The sequence below is a fragment of the Salinispora fenicalii genome, from assembly GCF_000514815.1.
Lineage (GTDB): Bacteria > Actinomycetota > Actinomycetes > Mycobacteriales > Micromonosporaceae > Micromonospora > Micromonospora fenicalii.
On the sequence record NZ_AZWQ01000022.1, the window covers coordinates 104,998 to 122,206 of the forward strand.

At 65.5% G+C, this 17,209-nt stretch carries 9 protein-coding genes, 1 tRNA gene, 1 other RNA gene and 4 pseudogenes; 8 read left to right on the forward strand and 7 right to left on the reverse strand.

The features are described 5' to 3' along the window. Nucleotides 1–248 precede the first annotated feature (248 nt). The 4 genes from recR to ffs form a co-directional block, all read right to left on the reverse strand. Nucleotides 249–842 (reverse strand): recombination mediator RecR, encoded by a 594-nt coding sequence (gene recR / locus B116_RS0112255; RefSeq protein ID WP_018723861.1) that lies wholly within the window; start codon nucleotides 840–842, stop codon nucleotides 249–251. Nucleotides 843–849: 7 nt separating this feature from the next. After that, nucleotides 850–1,158 (reverse strand): YbaB/EbfC family nucleoid-associated protein, encoded by a 309-nt coding sequence (locus B116_RS0112260; RefSeq protein ID WP_018254726.1) that lies wholly within the window; start codon nucleotides 1,156–1,158, stop codon nucleotides 850–852. A 118-nt stretch (nucleotides 1,159–1,276) separates the two neighbouring features. After that, the gene (locus B116_RS0112265; protein WP_027660263.1) at nucleotides 1,277–3,844 is read right to left on the reverse strand and encodes a DNA polymerase III subunit gamma and tau; all 2,568 of its coding nucleotides are present in this window, start codon (nucleotides 3,842–3,844) and stop codon (nucleotides 1,277–1,279) included. Between the two features lie 165 nt (nucleotides 3,845–4,009). Beyond that, nucleotides 4,010–4,100, reverse strand: an RNA gene (gene ffs / locus B116_RS26615) — signal recognition particle sRNA small type. Nucleotides 4,101–4,181: 81 nt separating this feature from the next. Here ffs and B116_RS0112270 point away from each other — a divergent pair. The 3 genes and pseudogenes from B116_RS0112270 to B116_RS28270 all read left to right on the forward strand — a co-directional run. After that, nucleotides 4,182–4,266, forward strand: a tRNA-Ser gene (locus B116_RS0112270). A 91-nt stretch (nucleotides 4,267–4,357) separates the two neighbouring features. Next, a pseudogene (locus B116_RS25060) lies at nucleotides 4,358–4,705 on the forward strand (GntR family transcriptional regulator); the annotation flags it as partial. A gap of 55 nt (nucleotides 4,706–4,760) precedes the next feature. Beyond that, nucleotides 4,761–4,847: pseudogene (locus B116_RS28270) on the forward strand (haloacid dehalogenase); the annotation flags it as partial. Nucleotides 4,848–5,326: 479 nt separating this feature from the next. On the opposite strand, the gene B116_RS26625 reads toward B116_RS28270, so the two are convergent. The 3 genes and pseudogenes from B116_RS26625 to B116_RS28775 form a co-directional block, all read right to left on the reverse strand. Continuing rightward, complete coding sequence (locus tag B116_RS26625) at nucleotides 5,327–10,447, reverse strand: fibronectin type III domain-containing protein (RefSeq protein ID WP_188116022.1); 5,121 nt, start codon at nucleotides 10,445–10,447, stop codon at nucleotides 5,327–5,329. Nucleotides 10,448–11,298: 851 nt separating this feature from the next. Then, a pseudogene (locus B116_RS28280) lies at nucleotides 11,299–11,634 on the reverse strand (cell wall anchor protein); the annotation flags it as partial. A 20-nt stretch (nucleotides 11,635–11,654) separates the two neighbouring features. Then, nucleotides 11,655–11,834 (reverse strand): annotated as a pseudogene (locus B116_RS28775) (hypothetical protein); the annotation flags it as partial. A 183-nt stretch (nucleotides 11,835–12,017) separates the two neighbouring features. Between B116_RS28775 and B116_RS0112310 the strand changes: the two are divergent. The 5 genes from B116_RS0112310 to B116_RS0112330 all read left to right on the forward strand — a co-directional run bounded on the left by B116_RS0112310 (nucleotide 12,018) and on the right by B116_RS0112330 (nucleotide 17,020). Further along, on the forward strand, nucleotides 12,018–13,361 hold the full coding sequence (locus tag B116_RS0112310) for a right-handed parallel beta-helix repeat-containing protein (protein ID WP_027660264.1): 1,344 nt from the start codon (nucleotides 12,018–12,020) through the stop codon (nucleotides 13,359–13,361). 91 nt (nucleotides 13,362–13,452) lie between these two features. Further along, nucleotides 13,453–14,739 (forward strand): right-handed parallel beta-helix repeat-containing protein, encoded by a 1,287-nt coding sequence (locus B116_RS0112315; RefSeq protein ID WP_027660265.1) that lies wholly within the window; start codon nucleotides 13,453–13,455, stop codon nucleotides 14,737–14,739. Nucleotides 14,740–14,935: 196 nt separating this feature from the next. Continuing rightward, nucleotides 14,936–15,874 (forward strand): RNA polymerase sigma-70 factor, encoded by a 939-nt coding sequence (locus B116_RS0112320; protein ID WP_027660266.1) that lies wholly within the window; start codon nucleotides 14,936–14,938, stop codon nucleotides 15,872–15,874. Between the two features lie 39 nt (nucleotides 15,875–15,913). Further along, entirely contained in the window at nucleotides 15,914–16,264 is a 351-nt protein-coding gene (locus tag B116_RS0112325; RefSeq protein ID WP_027660267.1) for a DoxX family protein, read from the forward strand. A 45-nt stretch (nucleotides 16,265–16,309) separates the two neighbouring features. Beyond that, the gene (locus tag B116_RS0112330; protein WP_027660268.1) at nucleotides 16,310–17,020 is read left to right on the forward strand and encodes a class I SAM-dependent methyltransferase; all 711 of its coding nucleotides are present in this window, start codon (nucleotides 16,310–16,312) and stop codon (nucleotides 17,018–17,020) included. The last annotated feature ends 189 nt before the right edge of the window (nucleotides 17,021–17,209 follow it).

Below are 17,209 nucleotides of genomic sequence, written 5' to 3' on the forward strand. Positions count from 1 at the left end.
ATCTGCCCGAATGATCGGTGGCCATGATGCGAAACTGTTACGTCATCCCAGCCCTGAAGGGCCCCAGGTGTTAGATCAATACGACCCCGTCGACCGGTGCCAGCAGAGCCCAGGCCTTGTGCCCCGGTGCCAGCAGGCCGATGATCCGGCGCCAACGGGGCCTAGGTCGTTGACCCGGCGCCAACAGGGCCTAGGCCGACGAGCCGACGCCAACCGGGCCTAGGCCGTCGAGCAGTGCCAACGGAAGGTCAGACCGTGCGGCGCCCCTCGAAAGCACGGCCGAGAGTGATCTCGTCGGCGTACTCCAGGTCACCGCCGACCGGCAGGCCACTGGCCAGCCGAGTCACGGCGATGCCCATCGGCTTCACCATCAGCGCCAGGTAGGTGGCGGTCGCCTCACCCTCAGTATTCGGGTCGGTGGCCAGGATCAGCTCCCGCACCGCGCCACCACCGAGCCGGGTCAGTAGCTCCCGGACGCGCAGATTGTCCGGCCCGACCCCCTCCAGCGGGTTGATCGCACCACCGAGGACGTGGTACCGGCCGCGGAACTCACCGGTCCGCTCGATCGCCACCACGTCCTTCGGCTCCTCCACCACGCAGAGCACCTCATCGGTACGGCGTGGGTCGCGACAGATCCGGCACTGCTCGGACTCGGCCACGTTGTAGCAGCTGGTGCAGAAGCGCACCAGCTCCTTGACCTTGCGCAACGCGCCGGCCAGCCGGTTGATGTCGGCCGGATCCGCGGACAGGACGTGAAAAGCGATCCGCTGGGCGCTCTTCGGGCCAACGCCCGGCAGCCGGCCCAGCTCGTCAATCAGGTCCTGGATGGCGCCCTCGTACATCGTCGGCTCAGAAACCGGGCAGGCCGAGGCCGCCCATGCCGCCAGCCACCGGCCCCATCTTCTGGTCGGTCAGCTCCCGAGCCGCCTCGGCGGCGTTACGCACGGCCGCGACCACCAGATCCTCCAGGGTCTCGACATCCTCCGGATCGACCGCCTTGGGGTCGATCGTGACTGACTTGAGCTCGCCGGTGCCGGCGACGGTCGCGGTGACCAGGCCACCACCCGCGGCCCCGGTCAGCTCCGCCTCGGCCAGCTCGGCCTGCGCCTGGGCGATCTGCTGCTGCATCTTCTGCGCCTGCTTCAGCATCTGCTGCATGTTCGGCTGTCCACCTGGGCGCACGAACGGCTCCTTACTCACTCGACTTGCTGCTAACTCTGCTACTGCTCACTGATGTTGCCTATTGGTGTTGCTCCGCGCCGGCAACACCGCAGCCCTAACGGGACTCAACCTCGTCGATCCGCTCCGCACCGAACGCCTCGCGGAGCAGCCGCACCGCCTGCTCCTCACTGGACTGACGGGCGGTCCGCTCATCAATCACCTCGTCCAGCGGCTCGTCCCCCGGATCGAACCCCTCATGCACCACTGCGGGAGCCGCGCCACCCCGCGGCGCCCCGTCGTAGTCCGGATCGTACGGCGGCTCACCAGCCCAATCTGGTTCCGCTATCCGCTGCGGCGAGGCAGCGGAACGCTGCGCCCGCCCCCCACCGGCAGCCGCCGCCCGGGCAGCGGCGATCGCACTACTCGCCGGGGCACCGCCCGTCGCAGACGGCCGGGATACGGCCGAAGCAGCAGGCGCCGCACTCGCACCGGAGGCCCGGCCACCATTGGCGATCGACCCCGCCGAGCCTGCCGGCCCCGCTGCTGACCTTGCTGGCCCCGCTGCTGACCCTGCCGGCCCCATTGCCGGCCCCGCTGCTGACGGAGCCGTGGCGGCCACCACCGGCCCACCCGGACGGGCCGTGGCGGGCCACTCCTCGGCTGCGCCACCCGCCGGCTCGGGCGGGGCAGCAGCCCCACCGGGGCGTGCCGGCTCCGGCCACTCCTGCTCCTCGGTCGACTCAGCGGAGCGCCGGGCCGCACCATCAGCCGCCCCGCCACCGGCCGCTCCGCCACCGGCCACTCCGCTGCCGGCCGACGAGCGGGTCGGTGCGGCTGGAGCCGCCGCCGGCTCCGGTCGCGCCGGCGCGGCCGCAGGCCGAGCCGGGCTGCTGGCGCGGGGCCCGGCAGCGGGTCCGCCGACCCGCTCACCGGCCACCTCACACCTGATCTGCCAGCGCTCGCCCAGCTCCTCGTGGAGAGACTCGATGAGCAGATCCGGTTCATTGGCGAGGGCCTGGGCGTGAAACGGATAGCGGAACGCCAACACAAGGGTCTGACCGTCCACCTCGTGGACCGTCGCCTCCCGCGCCCAGGCAGCAGCCTTCTTGCTCTTGCGACCCACCAGGCCGACCACCTCCGACCAGCGCCGCCGTACCGCGGCCGCGTCGAGTGGGCCCGGGCCGGTCGTACCCGGCCGAGGCGGCTCGGGGGTGGCCGGGTCGGGCATGACCGCTGGCCGGGGAGAGGCACGGCGGGAGTCGTCGGACGCGGCCGGACCAGCCGGGCCCTCCGTGCTCACGGACGTCGCGGTAGCCGCCGGGCGAGGCGGGGAGTCGACTGCCGGCGCGGAAGGCGTACCAGCCGGCGGGGTGGGGGCAGCCGGCGGGGTGGGGGCAGCCGGCGGGGTGGGGGCAGCCGGCGGGGTGGGGGCAGCCGGCGCGGAAGACGAGCCGGCAGTCGGCGGCGCGGGGGCAGCAGCCGGCGCGGGGGCCGAGCCAGCGGCCAATGCGGGGGCACCGGCGACCGTGAGCCGACGCTCCAGAGTTTCGAGGCGTTGCAGGAGGCCAACGGTCGAGTCATCGGCACCGGGCAGCAACAGCCGGGCACAGATCAACTCCAGCAGCAGCCGGGGCGCGGTGGCACCCCGCATCTCGACCAGGCCGTCGTGCACGATGTCGGCGCACCGGGACAGGGTGCCCGGCCCCAGCCGCTGCGCCTGGGCGGTCATCCGCTCGATCTGGTCGTCCGGGCCGTCCACCAAGCCCTTCGGCGCGGCGTCCGGCACCCGCTGGAGGATGATCAGGTCACGCAGGCGCTCTAGCAGGTCGGCGGCGAACCGACGCGGGTCGTGACCGGCACCGACGATCCGGTCAACGGTGGCGTACGCCGCCGCACCGTCCCCCGCGGCGAGCGCGTCGCACATCTCGTCGATCAGCGCCGAGTCGGTAACACCGAGCAGCGCGGCGGCCCGGGCGTAGGTAACGCCCTCCGGACCTGCACCGGCGATGAGCTGGTCGAGCACCGAGAGACTGTCCCGGGCGCTGCCGCCACCAGCCCGCACCACGAGGGGGAAGACCGCTGGCTCGACCTGGACCCCCTCGGCCTGGCAGAGCTGTTCCAGGTAGGGCCGGAGCACCTTCGGCGGGATCAGCCGGAACGGGTAGTGGTGCGTCCGCGACTTGATCGTGCCGAGAACCTTCTCCGGCTCAGTGGTGGCGAAGATGAACTTGACGTACTCCGGGGGCTCCTCGACCAGCTTCAGCAGGGCGTTGAAGCCGGCCGACGAGACCATGTGGGCCTCGTCGATGACGTAAATCTTGAAGCGGCTCTGCGCGGGCGCGAAGAACGCCTTCTCCCGCAGCTCCCGCGCGTCGTCAACGCCGCCGTGACTGGCCGCGTCGATCTCGATGACATCGATCGAACCGGCGCCATCGGTAGCCAACGCCCGGCAGGAGGCGCAGGTCCCACAGGGCTCCGGGGTCGGGCCGTGCTCGCAGTTGAGCGACCGGGCCAGGATCCGGGCGCTGGAGGTCTTGCCACAGCCACGCGGCCCAGAGAAAAGGTACGCGTGATTGAGCCGCCCGCTGCGCAGCGCCTGCGACAACGGCTCGGTGACATGCTCCTGCCCGATTACCTCGGCGAAGGTACGTGGCCGGTACTTGCGGTAGAGCGCCAGCGCCACAGCGTCCCGCCTCCTCTCGACCGAGCCATTCTGCGCCGGTCCGGCCCGGGTGACCACCCGCCCCGCTGACCCTGGGGCAAGGAAGGAACCGGATTGACGCCCGCGTTAACAGAAGGAGCCCTTGCTGGCAAGGCAGCTCAGCGGCAGGTGCCGACGGCGGCACCGAAAGGCCCCCCGTGCACCCGCCAGAGCCCGCTTATCCTTGCTGCCTTCCGGCCCTGGGGAGGTTCACGAGATGCACGCCGCACGGGGGGTGCAGACAGCCTACCCGACCGAGTGTCGATCACCGAGGGGTGGTGGGGCGAGGGCCCCCGGCGGGACCTGTATCCTGTTCGGCGGAGGATTCGCCTAGAGGCCTAGGGCGCACGCTTGGAAAGCGTGTTGGGTTCACACCCTCACGAGTTCGAATCTCGTATCCTCCGCTCGCCTGAGCAGGAAGAACGACAGGGCCGGCCCCCACGGGGACGGCCCTGAGTCGTCTCTACGGTCGCTCTCGTCTCAGTTGTCGTCTCACTTGCCCTGTCCCGGCAGGGCAGCGGGGCGTTTGTTCGCGCGCAGACACAGCGGGCTGTCGAGCTGCGGCCACACATCGAAGCCGCATTCGAGAGGCCGCACGTCACCATCGACTTTGCCGGGTTCTCGGGCGAGACGCTGCGGGACGCGCTCGCCGAGGCGCTCGACAAGGTGCGGGTTGGAAGGCTCGCGCCGGAAACGATCGCGGTGCGGGTGCTGATCTCTGACATGACGGCGCCCATGGCGCTGCCCGCTCGGGCTGAAACTCAGGCGGACGATCCGGTGGTGCGAGAGCGAGCCGAGCGCATCACGCGCCGAGCGGCTGAAGGGATCATCGACCAGGTAACCATCGCCTACCGGTACGACACATGAGCGCCAACCTCGGTCGACTGCTTGGCGAAGTCGGCGCGGTGTTGATGTGCCGCCGGATCTCGCCAGCGAGCCAGACCCGCTCGAAGTGCTACGCCGCACGGGCGCGTTCCGGAGCCACCCGCTCTCCTCCATGAGTCACTGACTCTCCTGCTGGTAGAGGCGTTTGCGCCTATTGATCAGTGCGCGCTGATAGGCGGCGGTAGTGGCGTGTACCACGCGGGCAACCAGCGGTACGGGTGGGGGTGGGAGGGATAGTTCATGGTGTGTTGGTGGCCTCCGGTGAGTGCCGATAAGGAACGAATTAGTCGGACACACGTACGAAGTGATGGGAAGACTTCTCGTGGGTGTGTCGATGGAGCGCCGCCCAGTAAGGGCGGCGACGGTGCGCGACCGAGGGCCATGACCCCCCCGTACGGAGCCCTCGCCCCCTTCGCATAGCCCCTCCCGCGCCGCACCTCCTCCAACTCGGCGACAAGCTGTTCGCGAAGGTGCACCTCCAACAAGCGCCGTTGATCGACGACCGTTTCGGTAGGCGCTGACCGACTGGTGCCACTACACCGGGTCGGCCTCGCCTACATAGTCCCCGCATCACGGTGGTCAAACGGAATTCCATCTGGTTACCGTGCAATAGGAATAGTCCTCACCCCAGTCATCTCCGCTGGGGCCCTTGACGGTGACCTGTAGTCGCGCGGCCGCACTTCCGAACAGTGGCGCGGTGACCTCGAACTGCCTCGCCCACTCCCAGTAAGCATAACTGTTCGTTGGCCTATTGTAGGGCCAGGTGCTTCTTATGTACTCGATGCCATCCAGGTGAATTACGTATTCGAGCTTAGCCGTGGAGTTACTGACCTTTCCTACACCGTAGGCACCGTAGAACATAATCGTTTCACCCTGAGGAATTCCTCGAAAGTCGACGTAGAGGTTCAAGCAGTCGATGTTCGCGTCGGTGAAGTACACTCTGGCCGACACCACGTTCGATTGCGGCCCCTGTCCACTCATGTTCGACGCGGTAACCTTGAACTGATATAGATCGCCACGACGCAGGTCTCCGACGGAGGCTTTCCCATCCCAGTCCCAGATATCGGTCTTTCGCCAGCCCTGCCCCTGGGAAGCGTTGCGCATGTAGACGTGGTGATCGGCAAAAGGCGTCGGGGACGGTGTCCACCTTAGCGCCGCGACCCCATCAGTGATCTTGATGCTTAGATTTGTGGGAGGCTGGGGTCTCGGTGGCATGGGCCTCGCACTGGCGATGTTGCTTGCAGCGGCGGTACCGGTAAGATTCTTAGCCCGGACACGGAACTCATATGTCGTTCCGTTATTCAGCACTGTGACGGTGAAACCGCAGCAGCCGACCGGGTAGGGCAGCTTCTGCCACGCACCACCCTTAGCTCGACTCTCGATGAGATACTGCACACCATTTGTAGCGCTGGGCACCCAACTCAGGGTCACGCGCCCGTCGCCGGCGGTTGCTGCGAGCCCTGACGCTGGCTGCGGGAAGGGCGGCATAGGACGAGCCGACACGACCTTCGACCAGCCCGAATCACCCGCCTGGTTGTTTGCCAGTACACGAAACTCATACGTGGCGCCGTTACGCAGGAGGTTGACGGTGTAGCTACAGCACGAGGTCACCGGATACGGCAGACGGTCCCAGACGCCTCCAGCCAGCCGGGTTTCGATCCAATAGTGGACGCTCGTTGGGGAACTGGCACCCCACGAAAGGGTGACCCTTCCGTCGCCAGCGGTCGCGGCCACGCCAGACGGTGTGGTGGGCCGAGGCGGCAGTGGTCTCGCCGACGCCACGTTGGACGCCGCACTGTTGCCGGCCCAGTTCGACGCGATGACCTTAAACTCGTACGTCTGACCATTACTCAGGAAGTCGGCGGTCATAGATGTGCCGCTAACCGAGAGGGGCAGTTTCTGCCAGGACTGACCGGACGTTGCGTTTCGTTGATAGATAGTGTACGAAACACCGGTGGTACTGCTAGCGGTCCATCTCAGGGCAACCTGACCGTCACCTGCGGTCGCACTCAGGCCCTTGGGCGCAGTTGGCAATCCGCCCTTCGACATGACCTGGACGCTTTCTGAGTAGGGACCCTCACCCCCGGCGTTTGACGCCGCGACCTTGTACTCGTAGACGTGGTTGTGCTGAAGGAAGCCCAGGTCGGCCTCCGTCCGCTCAGTCGGCAGCTGGCCCTTCGTGAAATCCGTCTGACCAGCCGTCACGTCGCGGAAGTAGATCCAGTAGAGAAGGGCATCCGATTGGGGGGCATCCCAGTCGAGGTGGATCGTTCCGTCACCTCGGCTCTCGCCCCGTAGGTTCTGTGGTGCCGGCGGTGGACTGTAGCGCGCGGTTGCCCCGGCCACCGCGCTAGCAGGTCCGGCACCGGCTGCATTGGTTGCCACCACCTTAAACTCGTAAGCGTGATCGTTAATCAACAGGGCTGCCGTAAAAGAGCAGCAGGTCGTCACCGGTATTGGAAGCTTGGTGAAGTTCTGCCCCGCCGTCACATCGCGTTGATAAATGTCGAACCAAAGGTTTTCGCTAGGAGCCGTCCACGTCAATTGGATGGTGCCGTCGGTCTGGGCGGTGGCGCTAAGCCCGGTTACCACACCCGGAACCGGAATCTGTGGCTTGGCCTGAACGATGTTCGAGGGTGCCGACTCCAGTCCGAAGCGGTTGGCAATCACTTTGAACTCATAGGTATGGCCATTAACTAAAAAGCCTGCGGTCACCGCGCAGCACTCCTGCACTGGCAGTGGCAGCGGGGTGAATTCGGCTTCACCGATTGTCACATTGCGTTGATATACGTCGTACCAGACATCCGCCGTAGGGCTGGGTGACCAGGACAGCTCCACCTGTCCATCGCCCGCTTGGACAGCGAGGTTCGAAGGCGCGCCGGGATCGGGATAGGTGGAGATAGCCTTCGCGGGGTCAGACTGAGGTCCTTCCCCGCCGCGATTGGTAGCGCTAACACGGAACTCGTACTCATGACCGTGGACAAGGAATGCGGCGTTCAACGTGGTGCCACTGGATATCGGGATCTCCAGGCGGGTCATCTCTGTCTCACCGGCGGTGATGTCGCGCTGGTAGACCCAATACCACGTGTACGGCCCAAGACTACTCCACATCAGGTCGATGCTGCCGTCGCTCTTCGGGGTCGCCGTCAGCCCAACTGGCTTTGGTGGTGGCGCGACGCTGGCAGTCGCGGTCGCCGGGGCCGAGGTGGGTCCGATTCCAGCGGTGTTGGCGGCGGCAACGACGAATTCGTAGCGGTTTCCGGAGATCAGCTCGGGTGAGGTGGCGACGGTGGCATCGAAGACCGGTGAGTCCCAGGCAACAAAGTCAGTGTCGCCGGCGGTAACATCTCTTGAGGAAATAATGTAGTGGACGTTAGGCTCGGCGACCGCGTCCCAGCGTAGTTCGATAGTGCTGTCGTGGTTTGCCGTAGCCATGAGGTTGGTCGGAGCGGTATCTGGAGGTTGCTCAATAAACAACAAACCGTCCTTGTCGCTCCTTGCATCCTCGATGATGCCCTTGGTTGACGCGTTGACCAAAGCCTGCTCGACCGTCGCGTTGTCGTAGTCGGGATGCGTGGAGAGCACAAGGGCTGCTGCCCCGGACACCTGAGGGGCACTGAGCGAGGTACCCGAAAAGCTGTCGGCTGCACCGTCCAACGTCGAGGTAACGATGCCTGAGGCAGGAGCCCAGATATCCACGCATGGGCCGTAGTTGCTGTCCTCCCATCGCTTGTCACCGCCGTCGCTCGTACGGCCTGTACCAGCGACAACAATGACGCCTGTGGCGTTGTTCGGTGCCTCGGAGCATGCGCTCGTCTTCCTGTTACCCGCCGATGTGACAACGGTAATACCTCTCTGGACGCTCCGCTCAACAGCCCATTCGAGGCGGCTCGCCTCACTGTCTCCGCGAGGAATCCCGAAGCTCAGGTTCATCACAGCTGGAAGCTCAGCGTTCCGGGTTATCCACTCGATCCCGCCGATGATGCTGTCATTCCTGGCGCGCCCGTTGCAGTTGAATGCCTTCACCGGATTGACAGTCACGCCCTTGGCCACACCACTGGTCGTCCCGGCGAGGGCCCCGGCGACCTGAGTCCCATGACCGTTGCAATCAGCCGTGTCAGTGGTCAGGTCGATGCTGTTGTGGCCAGCAGCGACCCGGCCACTGAACTCCGGATGTCCCGGCCACAGCCCACTGTCGACGATGTACGCATCGACGCCGGAACCTGTGCTGGGGTATCGGTACTTTTCATCGAGTGCGCTCTCGCGCTGGTCGATCCGATCTAAGTGCCAGGGCGGACTGGACTGCTCGCCGCCTCCGTCGAGGGCAACCTCTACATTTTGCTCGACCGCGATGACGTCGGGGTGCGATGCCAAGTTGTGGGCTTCGGCCTCGCTCATATCTGCCGAGAATCCATGTAATGTTATGGGATAGAGGCGAGATAGATTGCCGCCATACTGGGCCAACAGTTCTCGGGAAAACTGCTCCAAGTTTTCGTCGGTCACTGCTCCGGTCCGGAGACTGACGATATAGCTGCCAGCGATGGCTTCCTCGGATCCGGCAAACGCGATGACTTCCGTCACCGGTTTCGTATTTTGTGGCTTGGCAGTGACGATCGGGCTAAATGCACTCTCACCCGCGTCGTTCTCCGCAGTAACCCTGAACTCATAGAGATGTCCAGGGATAAGAAGACCAACGTTGTGAGAGGTTTCAGTCAACGCAGTGGAGTGCCGGACGAAATGAGTCTGGCCGCCAGTCAAGTCGCGTTGGTAGACCCGGTAGGATTTAGCGCCGGTGACCGCCGCCCAGGACAGTTCGGCGTTTTCATCAGCGGCTGAAACCGTAAGCCCGGAGGGTGCAAGCGGCACTCCCGGGACCGTGGACAGCGGCCAGTCCACCTCGACGAAGCGGGGGCGATATATGCGGGCATCCGCCAGCAAGTCACTAAACTCCAGGCTGTTTACGTTGTACGACAGCAAGAGCTTTCCGGTGCGGGCCAGCTCCGGGTGAAGGCGGACATCGTAAACGACCTTTTTCGATCCTGCCTGCACCTCTGGCGCCGTATATATGTACCTTGGCCCGGAGAACGGGCCGGTCGGCGATGTGGCCGTGTATACGGCGATCTGTGAATCAAAGAGCAGGTTATTTTCGTGAGTGACCAGCACATACTGCGCGCCTACCCTATGTATCGAGTACGCGGTGCCGACACCGCTGAGCAGACGCCCAATCGCGTTCGGATCGGCGGACCACGCCGAACCGGTCCAGAACTGCCACGGCCCGCCCAGCGCTCCGATTGGAGCGCGGGCGACATGAGCGAATTTCATTCGTCCCGGAGCTGACGACGTGCCGTAAATGTAGGTATATTCACCTTCGGTGAACAACGCCGATCCCCATGCTACGACGGAACCGAGCGAAAGGTCCTCCACGGAGGCGAGAGTCAGGGATGGCAGGTTGAAGGTCGCCAGCGCACTGCCGGTCAACTCGAAGTCCAGCGGGCCGGTGCCATTACGCCGATGTCGATTGTACAGGACTTTGAGCATGCCATCTTCGACAATTCCATCAGCCGACCAGAAGAACTCACCATTCTCCTCAGCGGGTACCACGAGTGCCCGTGGCTCATCCGCAGTACCGCCATGAAGGGTTGTTGTAAGCTGCTCTCCCTCTTGCACCACCATGGCGTTGTTCACCATCGGGCTGTACATAGGCCGAGTGTGATCAGCGTTGACAGTGCCGAGGAAGGTGTCGGAGAAGAGCCAGACGAGACGACCGTCAGGCAGAGCAACCGACGCGGTCCCATCAGCTCCCGTCCAGTGTCCGCCGGCGTCACCATAGACGTTGAAAAGGCTGTTTAGGCTAGTGGCAGTCATTTCCCCCACAGGAACAGCAGCGGCCGCAGGAGGCGGCCGAACCAACGCGACGTTCAGTACCGTCGCAACTATAGCTAGTAGCGCCAGGTAATACCGTTTTCGGGCATTCTCCCCCGATGCGAATGCAAACACTGTCGAAGCCTCGCATCCATTGGTGACTTTGTCTACCCCTAGCACTTCAGCCGGAGATTTGTGATTACGACTCGGTGAGGGCTTCTGTTCCGACACAAATGCTCATATAGGCGTCAAGTCGCCAGTTTAATATTGTTTACTTTGATGATCTGGTAGAGCTCGCGGGGCGATGTAGCGCTTGAGGCAGCGGATGATCTCTTTCTTGGACACACCTTCCTTGGTGCGTCGCTGCATATAGTCATGGGTGCGTGGTCCCATCACAGCCGGTCGTGGTTCTCGCCGGCCAACAGGCGCCCCAGCGACGTCGGGTCCGACGCCGATCGCGGCCAGCAGGCCAGTACAAGTCGCGGCTGTTCGACCGATCAAGGGGAGAATCCCGTCTCTTAGAGGACGCCTGGTTGACGAGTCGGCAGTGCTGCATGAGCCAGCCGATGCGCTTCGACGATCCATCGTCGTTTGACCACGTTGAAGCCTTTGGGCCTGTGGATCTTTGGTGACGATTCCGACGTCGACGCCGAATGCGGCGCCGTGTTCGACGACGCGATTCTTGAAGCCGGCGTCGACGTGGTGGTCCCGTCGCCTACCTGCCCGAACGTGTTGTCGCCCCAGGCAAGGACGGTGCCGACAGAGATCAGCGCCAAACTGTGCATGCGGCCGCCTGCGATGGCGGTGACCGTGGTTCCCGCGGGCAAGATCAACCGCAACGGGTGTGCTGCTGTCGGTGGCAGTCCCGTCACCTGGCTGTCCGGAGGCGTTTTTGCCCCAGGCGAGGACCGTGTCCGACGCCACGGTGGATGGCGCCGACGTGTCCTGCGCGGCCCGGGCCAGACGGCGGCCGACGGCGTGACCGCCACCGCCAACCCCAGAAAGAACCAGCCGAAGACATTCAGGTGCGATGTGACCGCCGGGTGTAGTAGTCAGCCATCGCCAGCGCCACCACACCGACCGTGCCGGGCGATGGACGGGTCGACCGTCGAGGTTCCGCCGCGGATGCCAGCCATGCGAGGGCTGCGCCGACCGCGGCGTGGGCAGCGGGGCAGATCAGGAAGATCAAGTAGATGTGGTCGCCGGGTGCCCTACCGGAGAGCAGGCAGGGCCCCGGGTCACTGATTCCACCCCTTCAGGAGTTTTTGTCGCATTCGTGTTCCTTTAGGTGTTTTTTCGGCTTAACTCGGACCGGTTGCTACCGCCGACCTGGGTAGCCGAGGAACACCGCGCTGGCCTCCACAGCGGTTGGCTCCTCTCCGTGCACAGGGAAGGACACCGAGACCGCATGACCGATCAGCGCCACACCTGCCGGCCGGACCTGAAACAACCGGTGGGTGGAGACCGGACGAGGTCCCGATGGTGGACTGTTGGACTGGCCGGCATGACCGGCCTGGCTCTGACCACCGTCGCTGTCGCCCCAGCAGCCAACGCTGCCGGACGCACCCCCACCGCCTCCGACGGCCAGCCTTCCACCGGCTCCCACCGCGATGACGACCGGAGCCCGAGTGACAAGGGGAAGAAGGAGAAGAAGTCGAAGGGGACCCCGGTTCCCTGCGACGCGGACCTGCTGACCGCCGCGATCACCCTCGCCAACGCCCGCGGCGGCGCCGTCCTCGACCTTGCCAAGGACTGCACCTACACGCTGACCGACAGCCTGCCGACGATCGTCGTCTCGCTCGTCCTCAACGGCGGCAAGAAGACCACCATCACCCGCGCCGCCGCAGCCGATAACTTCCGGATCCTCAACGTCGGCACCGGTGGCGACCTGGTCCTTAACCACCTCACCATCACTGGCGGCCAGACTGCCGGTGATGGCGCGGGAGTCTTCGTCGAGCCCGGCGGTCAGCTGACCGTAAGGCACAGCACCATCACCGGCAATATCGCCGGGGACGAGGGCGGCGGGATCGCCAACAACGGCACTACCCGCATCGAGCACTCCACCATCGACCGGAATACCGGGGACATCGGCGCCGGAGTCGCAAACACCGGGCTGCTCACGATCGCCAAGTCCCAGCTAAGCCAGAACACCGCCATCGAGGAGGGCGGCGGCGTCGCCAGCACCGGCGGCACGGTTGAGGTGCGGAAGAGCACCGTAAAAGCCAACCATTCCGCACTCTATGGGGGCCTGGCACTGGCCGACACCATTAGCACCATCACCGACACTCACATCGCCCAGAACAACGCCGAGGAGGGCGGCGGCATTCGGGCCTTCGGTGGCCAGCTCACTCTGCGTTCCGTCGGGTTGAGCCAGAACGCGGCGACGAACGGCCGCGCCGGCGCTCTGCTGGTCGATCCCGGCACGGCCGTCGTCGTGGCGGACAGCGCCGTCACCGGGAACACGGCCACCGGCGACGGCGGCGGCATCGTCAATACCGCAACCCTGGTGGCACGCCACACGAAGGTTATCGAAAACCAGTCGGGGGACCAGGGCGGTGGCATCTACAACACGGACGGCGCCATGCTCACCCTCTTCACCGTCAAGGTTGTCAAAAACACTGCCGTCACTGACGGCGGCGGCATCTTCAACGAGCTGGGCGGCACGGTCGAGCTGAACACCGCGACCGGCACGGTCGTAGTTAAGAACCGACCGAACAACTGCTCCGGCGATGTACCGGGCTGCGTCGGATAGCAAGCCGAGCAGATCAAGTTGATGGGCCTCGTTCCGCCGCCTGTCGGGGAACGGGGCCCTCCTCCTACCCTGAGGAAGGACCCAGAGCACGATGAATCCTCCATGCCCCACGCGCAGACCTGGCAACCCGGACGGAAGTCGGACGAGATCACGATGGTGGGCGGTCGGGCTGGCCGGCATGACCGGGCTGGCCCTCACCACCACCGTCGGTGTCGCCACCCCGGCCGCCGGCGCTGGGGGACGCCCCGCCACCAGCACCGATGACCAGCGAGAGCCGAAGGGCATCCCCGTGCCCTGCGACGCCGACGCCCTGATCGCCGCGATCACCCTCGCCAACGCCCGCGGCGGCGCCACCCTCGACCTCGCCAAAGACTGCACCTACCTCCTCACCGCCGACATCAACGGCGCCGGACTCCCCGCCATCACCACCCCCATCACCCTCAACGGCAACAAACACACCACCATCGAACGCGCCGCCGCCACCGACCAATTCAGAATCCTCACCGTCAACACCGGCGGCAACCTCACCCTCAACAAACTCAAACTCACCGGCGGAAACACCACCGATGCTGGCGGCGCAATCCTCGTCGATCCCGGCGGCGCCACCACCGTCAATCACAGCACAATCGTCGGTAACACCGCCGTCAGCGGCGGCGCCATCACCAACTCGGGAACGGCCACTGTCCGGCAGTCAACCATCAGCGGAAACATCGCCAACACCGGTGGGGGAATAGCTAACTCCGGCGCGCTTTCAATCACAAAATCACATGTCGATAGCAATACCGCGACCAACGTCGGTGGCGGCATCGTCAACACCAGTAGCGGCTCGATGCAGGTCACGCGAAGCACCGTCAACGGCAACCGCAGTCAGGGGTCCGGCGGCGGTTTGTTCCTGGCGACCAGTGGGGCCAGCACCCTAACCAAGACGGAGATCTCACGCAACACCGGCCAGGACTCCGGGGGCATCTTCACCGTAACCGGCCCACTCACGCTCCGGTTCGTCACCCTTGATGGCAACACCGCGACCGCCGGCGATGGCGGTGGCATCAGAATCATTGGCGGAACCACAGCCGTCGTCGAGGACAGCATCATCACGAACAACAACGCCGCCACCGCTTCCGGTGGCGGGGTCAGAAACGGGGGCACCCTGCTGTTGCGACGCACGAAGGTCGCCGGCAATACGGCGAACCAGGGTGGCGGAATCGACAACGGCAATGTGGCCACCCTCTTCGACACGAAGGTCACCAAGAACGTTGCCATCACTGACGGTGGGGGCATCTTCAACGCTGGTACGGTCGAACTGAACACTGCTACCGGCACCCTCGTTGTCGGTAACCGTCCGAACAACTGCGTCAACGTCCCTGGCTGCGCCGGCTAGCGACCAAGTCGGCACCGACCCACGTAGGGGGTCCCAGCCGATCCCCGACTGGTCAGCGGCCTGGGCCAAACATGCCCCGCCGCTGACCAGCGTTGGGTGCGTCGGGCACGGCGGCCACCGCCCCTTGCCCAGCCGGGTCGCGATATCCGAAGGCGAGCCGGACCGCGCCGGTGAGCTTCGGGGCAACACCCGGATCATGGGTCGGGTGGCGGAGGAAGTGGCAGGGGCCCCGCACGAGGCGCCCTTCATGAGGCACCGTGACCTGTTGTACGCGGTCGCGTACCGGACGCTCGGCAGCGCCAAGGAGGCCGAGGACGTGGTGCAGGAGACCTGGCTGCGATGGAGTCGGGTTGATCCGGCCACCGTCGTGGACCCCGAGGCGTTCCTGGTTCGGGTGACTATCCGGCTGGCGATCGACGAGCTACGTAGTGCCCGGGTACGGCGGGAGGCGTACGTCGGTCCGTGGCTGCCGGAGCCCATCCGCACTCGACCGGACGTCGCCGACGATGTGGTCCTCGCCGATTCCGTCTCCACCGCGCTACTGCTCGTCCTGGAGGCGTTGTCCCCTCTGGAACGCGCCGTGTTTGTGTTGAGGGAGGCCTTCGGATACCCGTACGCCGAGATCGCGCAGTTCCTGGGCCGCGGCGAGCCAGCGGTACGGCAACTTGCGCACCGGGCCCGGAGGGCGGTGGAGAACCGCCACCACCGGTACGACAGCGACCCAGCGACCCAGCAGCAGGTGACCGAGCGGTTCCTGGCCGCCTGTTCCGGTGGTGACATCACCGCACTGATCGGCGTTCTGGCCCCGGACGTGACGATGGTCAGCGACGGCGGCGGCTTCACGGGTGCGCCGCGCAAGCCCATTCATGGTGCGGACCTGGTGGCCCGCGCCATCGTCGTGCTCTCCCGGCAGCAGCCGGTCGGGGCGACGGTCGGGGTGCTACCGGTCAACGGTGGCCCCGGTGTGGTGGTCCGCTGCGACGGCGAGACCGTGCTCGTGATGACCCTGCACCTGGCGGGGGGTCTGGTCCGGACGATTCACGTGGTCAGCAACCCGCAGAAGCTGACCGCGGCATTCGAGTGGCCCAGCTCACCTGCGGCCGCGTCACATCTCGGGTCACCACCTCGTCCGTGAACGACTGACAACACCCCTGTCCTGTGCACGGAGGCAAAGATGTTCGCAACGTATCTTGTCGTGACCCTGCTCGCCTCGGCCCTCAACGGTTCGGCCGCCGTCGCCAACCTGATCGGGCACGAGTATCCGAAGACGGAAGCGGACCGCAACCGGGTCCCCCGGTCGTGGGTACGGCCGCTAGGGGTACTCCTCGGTGCCGGTGCGCTCGGCCTGCTAGCCGGGATCGTCGTGCCGGTCCTGGGCACCCTCGCGGCGGCCGGTCTGGTTCTGTATTTCCTCAGCGCGTTGGGCGTACACGTACGCGCCGGCAATTTTCGGCTCGGCGCCTGGGCACTCTTCTTTGTGGTCGCTCTCGCCGCACTCACCGTCAGCGTTGCCTATCACCGGTGAAAAAACCCGTGGGTAACCAGCACCGCTGCGCGTAGAACTGGCTACATGACCGACGCCGTGGGACCGGGACCGCAGTACGACGCGTTCGCCGACGAGTTCTTGGAGCACGCACGCGAGGGCCTCTACAACGCTCACTACGACCGGCCGGCCTGCCTGCGGCTACTCGGTGAGGTCACTGGGCGCACGGTGCTGGATGTGGCCTGCGGTCCCGGGCTCTACGCCGAGGAGTTGGTCGCCCGGGGTGCCCGGGTGATCGGGCTGGACCAGAGTCCGCGCATGGTCCAGTTGTGTCGAGAGCGCGTCCCCGCCGGCGTCTTCCACGTACACGATCTTGCTGAACCGCTGCACTGGCTGCCGGATGCCTCGGTGGACCTGGTCTTGTTCGCGCTCGGGTTGGAGTATGTCGATGACCGGACCTCGACGCTGCGGGAGTTGCGGCGGGTGTTGCGGCCGGAAGGCGCGCTCGTGCTGTCCCGGCTACACCCCACCGGTGACTGGCTTCGGCACGGTGGCAGCTACTTCGACGTGCGCGTTATCGAAGAGATCTGGAGTAGGGGCTGGCAGGTGCGCTATTGGCTGGCCCCGCTGGAGCGGACCTGCGAGGAGCTACACGAAGCGGGCTTTCTGATCGAGCGGCTGCTGGAGCCACGGCCGACCACCGAAGCGGCGTTGGTCGATCGAGACCGCTACGAGCGTCTGCTGCGGGAGCCGATCGGGTTCCTCGCGATCCGGGCGCTGCCAACCCCGGGGCGGTAGCGCCCGACCGGCGTTACCGCCCGCTGGGACGGCGGCGGCACGTCAACCCACGCGCACTTTGCCTGATTTGGAGATTTCTTTCGTATTCATACCATAATGGGTGTGGTGTCAGTTTTAACTGAAACGTGGTTGCTACCGCCGGCCTGGTAGCCGAGGAGCGTCGCCCGGCCAGCCCCGGCGTGGTGGCTT